Origin of the sequence: Streptomyces sp. 130 (genome assembly GCF_007096885.1) — a bacterium.
In the GTDB taxonomy this organism is placed as follows: Bacteria; Actinomycetota; Actinomycetes; order Streptomycetales; family Streptomycetaceae; genus Streptomyces.
On sequence record NZ_VJNO01000031.1, the window covers coordinates 80,872 to 86,911 of the forward strand.

Consider the following 6,040-nt stretch of genomic DNA (forward strand, 5'->3'; position numbering starts at 1 on the left):
GTCCCCCGCGACGCGCCCCTCAGCGGCGCCCCTTCGACGCCGCGACCAGCTCCGCGACCGTGCCGAACTTCACCCTGGGGCGGCCCCCGTCCCGGCCCCGCGCCCGCTCAGCCCGGTCGATCGCGGCCAGGCCCCGGGCATCGACCACCTGGCGGCTGCGCCCCCGGACCAGGCGGCCGAACGCCTTGGCCGGGTGGACGGGGGACGGGAGCGCGCCGGCGACCGCGTCCGCGAGCAGCGTGCCGACCGTCTCGGCGGCGCAGGTGCGGTTGGCGCCGATGCCCCCGGAGGGCCCCCGCTTGATCCAGCCGACGACATAGGTGCCGGGCATCCCCGCCACCCGGCCGCCCTCGTGCGGCACCGTGCCGCTCGCCTCGTCGAAGGGCAGTCCGGGGACCGCCAGCCCCCGGTAGCCGATGGCCCGCAGGAACAGCCCCGCCGGTATCGCGGACTCGCCCCCCTCCGCCGTGACCCGGACGCCCTCCACATGGTCCCGGCCGGTGATCTCCAGGGGCGCCGAGTGGAAGCGGAGCACGATGCGCCGGCCCGGTGCCGGCGGGCCCGACCAGTCCACGCGCTCCCGGCGCACCCCGCGCAGTACGGCGGCCGTGCTCCCGGACACGGCCCCCTCGATCGCCGGGCCGACGCGCGGATCGTGGTCGTCCACGACCAGCTCCACACCCGGAAGGTGCTTGAGGGCGAGCAGCTCGGACGACGTGCAGGCGGCGTCCTCGGGGCCGCGCCGCCCGAGCAGGACGACCTCGCGCACCCCGGAGCCGCGCAGGGCGGCCAGCGCGTGGTCGGCGATGTCGGTGCCCGCGAGCGCCGCCGGGTCCGCGACGAGGACGCGCGCGACGTCGAGCGCCACGTTGCCGTTCCCCGCGACGACCACCCGCTCGGCCCGCGACAGGTCCACGGCGTCCGGTGCCACCTCGGGATGCGCGTTGTACCAGGAGACGAACGAGGTCGCCGCGATGCTCGACGGCAGGTCCTCGCCCGGGACGGCGAGCCGGCGGTCGGCGCCGGCCCCGACCGCGTAGATCACCGCGTGGTGGTGCGCGGCCAGCTCCTCGGCCGAGACGTGCGTGCCGGCCTCGACGCCGAGGTGCATCCGCACCCTGGGATGGGCGTGGAACCGGGCGAACGTCTCGCCGACCCCCTTCGTCCCCGGGTGGTCCGGCGCGACGCCGTACCGGACGAGCCCGCCGGCCACCGGCAGCCGGTCGATCAGGGTCACCTCGGCGTTGGTGTGCAGCAGCAGGTCCTCGGCCGCGTACATACCGGCGGGCCCGGTGCCGACGACCGCGACCCGGATCGGCGCGAAGTCGGACGGCAGGCTGCGCGTGAACGAAGGGGCGCCCCAGGCATGGAAGTTGGGCCCGGCGACGGGCTCCGGCTCCCGGTCCGCGAAATAGGCCGCGTTGATGGCGGCGTACTCCTCGCGCGCCCCGAAGAGGCTGTCCACCGGGAAGATCGCGTCCACCGGGCAGGCGTCGGCGCAGGCCCCGCAGTCGATGCAGGTCTCCGGGTCGACGTAGAGCATCTCCGTACGGCCGAAGTCCGGCTCCTCCGGCGTCGGATGGATGCAGTTGACGGGGCACACGGCGACACAGGTGGCGTCGTTGCAGCAGGTCTGGGTGATGGCGTAGGTCATGGTCGGCTCGGGCTCTCGGCTCGGGTCAGATCAGGTCGGCGCGCTTGTAGAAGAACAGGGCCGGCTTCGTCAGCAGACGCGCCGAGGCCAGGAACTCCATCAGCCCCGAACAGCTCGACCGCATCAGGGACTTGTGGTGCTCGTTGGCCTTCGCCTCGGCCCGGGCCCGGTCGCCGTCCAGCCCGGCGTTCGCGTAGACGTCCCGGTTCACCATGCTGGTGACGATGTAGTACGAGGCGATGGCGACGACGAGCGCGTTGAGGTGGCGGCGCACCGGGCCCGCGTCGCGCAGGCGCCTGCGGGTCTCGTCGCGGGCGAACTTCATGTGGCGGGACTCCTCCACCACATGGATGTTGTTGATCGTGCGCACGAACGGCGCCACGCGCTCGTCGCGCATCCAGTCGCGCTGCATCACGTCGAGCACCTCCTCCGCCACCAGGATCGCCGCGTACGCCGCCTCGCCGAAGGCAAGGGTCTTGAAGGCGCGGCCCAGTTCGAGCACCGGGCGGCGCGGCCGGTACGCCGGTGCGCCCAGCTTCGCCGCACCCCGGGCGAACATGATCGAGTGCCGGCACTCGTCGGCGACCTCGGTCAGGGCCCACTGGAAACGCGGGTCGGTGGGGTCCTTGGCGTACATGTCGCGGAGCACCATCTGCTGGAGGATCATCTCGAACCAGATGCCGGTGCTGGCGACGGATGCGGCCTCCTGGCGGGTCAGTGCCTTGCGCTGATCCTCCGTCAACTCGCCCCAGTAGGCGGTGCCGTAGAGCGTGCTCCACTCCGGGCTCGCGCCGTGGTGGCCGGTGTCCAGGGGGGTGTTCCAGTCCACCTCGGTGGCCGGGTCGTACGAGAGCTTCGCGGACGAATCGAGCAGGCGCCGGGCGACGTCCTGCTCGGCGGCCCGGTCCTGGTCCTCCGGCCGAACGGTGCTGCTTGCCATGCTGCGGCTCCTTGACTCGAGAGATCGACCCGGCGCCGTCCGGCCCTCATCGTGTACCGCCCGATGAGATCTCCGGCCGTCGGACGCCGCCCTCGCTTGTTAGACGCGGTGTCTAGCAAGCTGTTAGACGGAAGGTATAGCAAGAGGCGCGCGCCCACTACCCCCGCGTAGGAAATTCGCACGTTCTCTCCACGCTGCACGGGTGCGCGGGTGCGGGCCGCGGGGGTCCTTGTCCGCGGACCGGGGCCGGGGGATCATGGCGGTCTGCCGCGGCCCGGTGGTGCCGGCCCCGGGCCGGCCGACCCGGGGGAGCGTCATGGTCATCGCCGCCGTCTACTTCGTCATCGCCACCGCCGCGGCCGTGAGCCTCGCGCGGAGCCTCGACCGGCAGATGGAGGGCCCCCGGCTGCGGGCGGCGTGGGCCGGGCGCACCGCCGGGGCGCGGTGCACGGGGGTGCGTACGGAGGAGGCGCAGGACGCCGACGGAATACCCGTCACCCGGTCGCACCCCACCCTGGAGTTCCGTACGGAGTCCGGCCGGACCGTCACCTTCGAGGAGCGCCGCTGCCGGCTGGACGTGGCGGAGGGCGACTCCGTGACCGTCTACTACGCGGAGGACGCCCCGGGTGACGCCACCGCGCAGGCCCCCTCCTTCGGGGTGCGGCGCGCCAGGGAGATGGTGGCCGGGCTGGGGTGCGCCTTCGCGCTGGTGACGGCCGCGGTCCTCGCCGAGGTGCTCTGAGCGGGCCCCTGCGGGGTGTCCTCGCGCCGTCGCTCCAAAGGGGGCCGGGGCCCGGTGACGTAACGCCCGGTTGGGATGGGAACGTCCTCTTGTTGACGTGCCCAAATCAAGAAAGCGCCATCTTTTCGTGTTCACATCCTTGTACGGCGTGTCTCGGCGCCCCTATTCTCGCCAACCAGAAAGCGCTTTCCATCTCTCTCTCCGACGAATGGGAACGAAACATGAGGCGACCAGTCGCACTGAGACTCTCCGCGGCGCTGTCCACGATGGCCCTGGCGGCCGCGGCCGGAGCGGTCCTGACGATGCCCGAGGCGTCCGCCGCCGTCGCGGGCGGCGCCACCGGCTACGCGAGCCAGAACGGCGGCACCACCGGCGGCGCGGGCGGGCAGACCGTACGGGCCACCACCGGGACCCAGATCCACGAGGCCCTGTGCGGCCGGGCCAGCAGCAGCACCCCGATCACCATCGAGGTCGAGGGCACCATCAACCACGCCAACACCGCCAAGGTGTCCGGCGACAGCTGCAACACGGCGGCCGGTGTCATCGAGCTCAAGCAGATCAGCAACGTCACCATCGTCGGCGTCGGCAGCGGGGCCGTCTTCGACCAACTGGGCATCCACATACGCCAGTCCAGCAACATCATCATCCAGAACGTGACCGTCAGGAACGTCAAGAAGTCCGGCTTGCCCACCTCCAACGGCGGCGACGCCATCGGCATGGAGAGCGACGTCCGCAACGTCTGGGTCGACCACGCGACGCTGGAGGCGTCCGGCGGCGAGGACGCCGGGTTCGACGGCCTGTTCGACATGAAGGACAACACCCAGTACGTGACGCTGTCGTACAGCACCCTGCGCAACTCCGGCCGGGGCGGCCTCATCGGCTCCAGCGAGACCCAGCTCGACAACGGCTACGTCACGTTCCACCACAACCTGTACGAGAACGTGGACTCCCGCACACCGCTGCTGCGCGGCGGGACCGCCCACATCTACAACAACTACTACGTGAAGCTGAACAAGTCCGGGATCAACTCCCGGGCCGGCGCCCACGCCAAGGTGGACAACAACTACTTCAAGGACTCCAAGGACGTCCTGGGCACCTTCTACACCGACACCACCGGGTACTGGCAGGTCAGCGGCAACATCTTCGACAACATCACCTGGTCCGAGCCCGGTCAGGAGAACCACCCGGCCGGCCCGGACCCGCGGTCCAACACCACGGTGAGCATCCCCTACGCGTACACCCTCGACGACGCCTCCTGCGTGCCGGCCATCGTGGCCGGCACCGCGGGCGCGGGCAAGGGGCTCAAGGTCTCGGACGGCGACTGCTCCACGACGACCCCCACCCCGGACCCCACCGACCCCACCCCGGACCCGACCGACCCGACGCCGGACCCGACCGACCCGACGCCGGACCCGACCGACCCGACCACCCCGGCCGGCACCAACCTCAGCCTCGGCGCCGGCTCGGACGGCTCCAGCAAGGCGAGCGGAACCAGCTACGGCAACGTGCGCGACGGTGACCCGGGCACCTACTGGTCGCCCTCCGGCACGACCGGCTCCATCTCCATCAAATGGGGTTCCGCCACCACCGTCTCCGCCGTCACCATCCGCGAGGCCGCCGGCGCCCAGGGCGTCATCGGCTCCTGGCGGCTGCTGAACGCCGACACCGGCGCGGTCCTCAAGAGCGGCAGCGGGGCCGGCCCGATCAGCATCCCGGCCACCTCCCTGCGCAAGATCACCTTCGAGATCACCTCGGCCAGTGGCACACCGAAGATCGCCGAGTTCGAGACGTACGCGGGATAACCGCCCTTCCGCACGGCCGGGCCGGTCCGGGGAGCACCACCCTCCCCCGGCCGGCCCTCCGCGCGTACCGGCGCCGCCCGGCCCGACGCGGGCGAAAAACGCCCGGGGTGTCCTGCCGATCACCGGGTACGAGTGCCGGGACCGACACACGCGGCGCTGCGCCGGACGGATGGGCGCGGCCCGCGATTCGGACGGTCGACGACGCCATGGCGACCTCGTGTGAGCACGATGGAGCGTCAGGCCCACGGCACCACGGAAGAGAGGACGGCCGCTGTGAATCAGCAGACCGCGGAGAAGGCCGCCCTGGCCACCGGCCAGGTGCGCGACAAGGCGGCACTGGTCGCCCAGAAGCTGAGGGAACGCACCCCCGACCCGGTCCTGGAGAAGACGGAGCAGGCCGCCGCCCAGGTACGCGAGAGCGCGGCCAGGGCCGGACAGTACGCGGCGGACAAGGCGCCCGGACCCCTGCGGGAGACCGCGGGCCGGGCCGCCACCGCGGCGCGCGCCCACCGCGCCCCGCTGCTCGCGGCCGGGGCGCTGATCGCCGCGGTCGTCCTGGTCCGCCGAGGCCGGGGCCACCGCCGGTGAACGCGGCGAAGATCGCCTACAAGCCGGTCGGGCTCGTCCTGGGCGCCGCGGGCGGCATGATCGCGGGCATGGCGTTCAAGCAGGTGTGGAAGGTCATCGAGGGCGAGGGCGACGCCCCCGACGCCATGGACGAGGACCGCCGCTGGAAGGAGATCCTGCTCGCCGCGGCCGTCCAGGGCGCGATCTTCGCCGTGGTCAAGGCGGCGATAGAGCGTTCCGGTGCGGTGACCGCCCGCCGTCTGACGGGCAGCTGGCCCGGCTGACGCGGTGCAGCGGAAGCGGAGGGGGCCGGCGCCGTGTCACAGGCGCCGGCC

6 protein-coding genes are annotated in these 6,040 nt (G+C 72.4%); 4 read left to right on the forward strand and 2 right to left on the reverse strand.

Annotated features, from left to right (window positions below; all coding sequences use genetic code 11):
- Positions 1-19 precede the first annotated feature (19 nt).
- Positions 20-1,654, reverse strand: a complete 1,635-nt coding sequence (locus FKN01_RS23785) for an FAD-dependent oxidoreductase (RefSeq protein ID WP_143623872.1) — start codon at positions 1,652-1,654, stop codon at positions 20-22.
- Between the two features lie 25 nt (positions 1,655-1,679).
- On the reverse strand, positions 1,680-2,594 hold the full coding sequence (locus FKN01_RS23790; RefSeq protein ID WP_143623874.1) for a diiron oxygenase: 915 nt from the start codon (positions 2,592-2,594) through the stop codon (positions 1,680-1,682).
- Positions 2,595-2,910: 316 nt separating this feature from the next.
- Between FKN01_RS23790 and FKN01_RS23795 the strand changes: the two genes are divergently transcribed.
- From FKN01_RS23795 to FKN01_RS23810, 4 genes are all read left to right on the forward strand, one after another.
- A complete protein-coding gene (locus FKN01_RS23795) occupies positions 2,911-3,336 on the forward strand; it encodes a DUF3592 domain-containing protein (RefSeq protein WP_143623876.1) in 426 nt (141 codons plus the stop codon).
- A 221-nt stretch (positions 3,337-3,557) separates the two neighbouring features.
- Positions 3,558-5,138 carry a polysaccharide lyase family 1 protein gene (locus FKN01_RS23800; RefSeq protein WP_143623878.1) on the forward strand — a complete coding sequence of 527 codons (1,581 nt, stop codon included), beginning with the start codon at positions 3,558-3,560 and terminating at the stop codon, positions 5,136-5,138.
- A gap of 273 nt (positions 5,139-5,411) precedes the next feature.
- On the forward strand, positions 5,412-5,726 hold the full coding sequence (locus tag FKN01_RS23805) for a hypothetical protein (RefSeq protein WP_143623880.1): 315 nt from the start codon (positions 5,412-5,414) through the stop codon (positions 5,724-5,726).
- A complete protein-coding gene (locus tag FKN01_RS23810; RefSeq protein WP_143623882.1) occupies positions 5,723-5,989 on the forward strand; it encodes a DUF4235 domain-containing protein in 267 nt (88 codons plus the stop codon). Before FKN01_RS23805 ends, FKN01_RS23810 begins: the two co-directional genes overlap by 4 nt.
- Positions 5,990-6,040 lie beyond the last annotated feature (51 nt).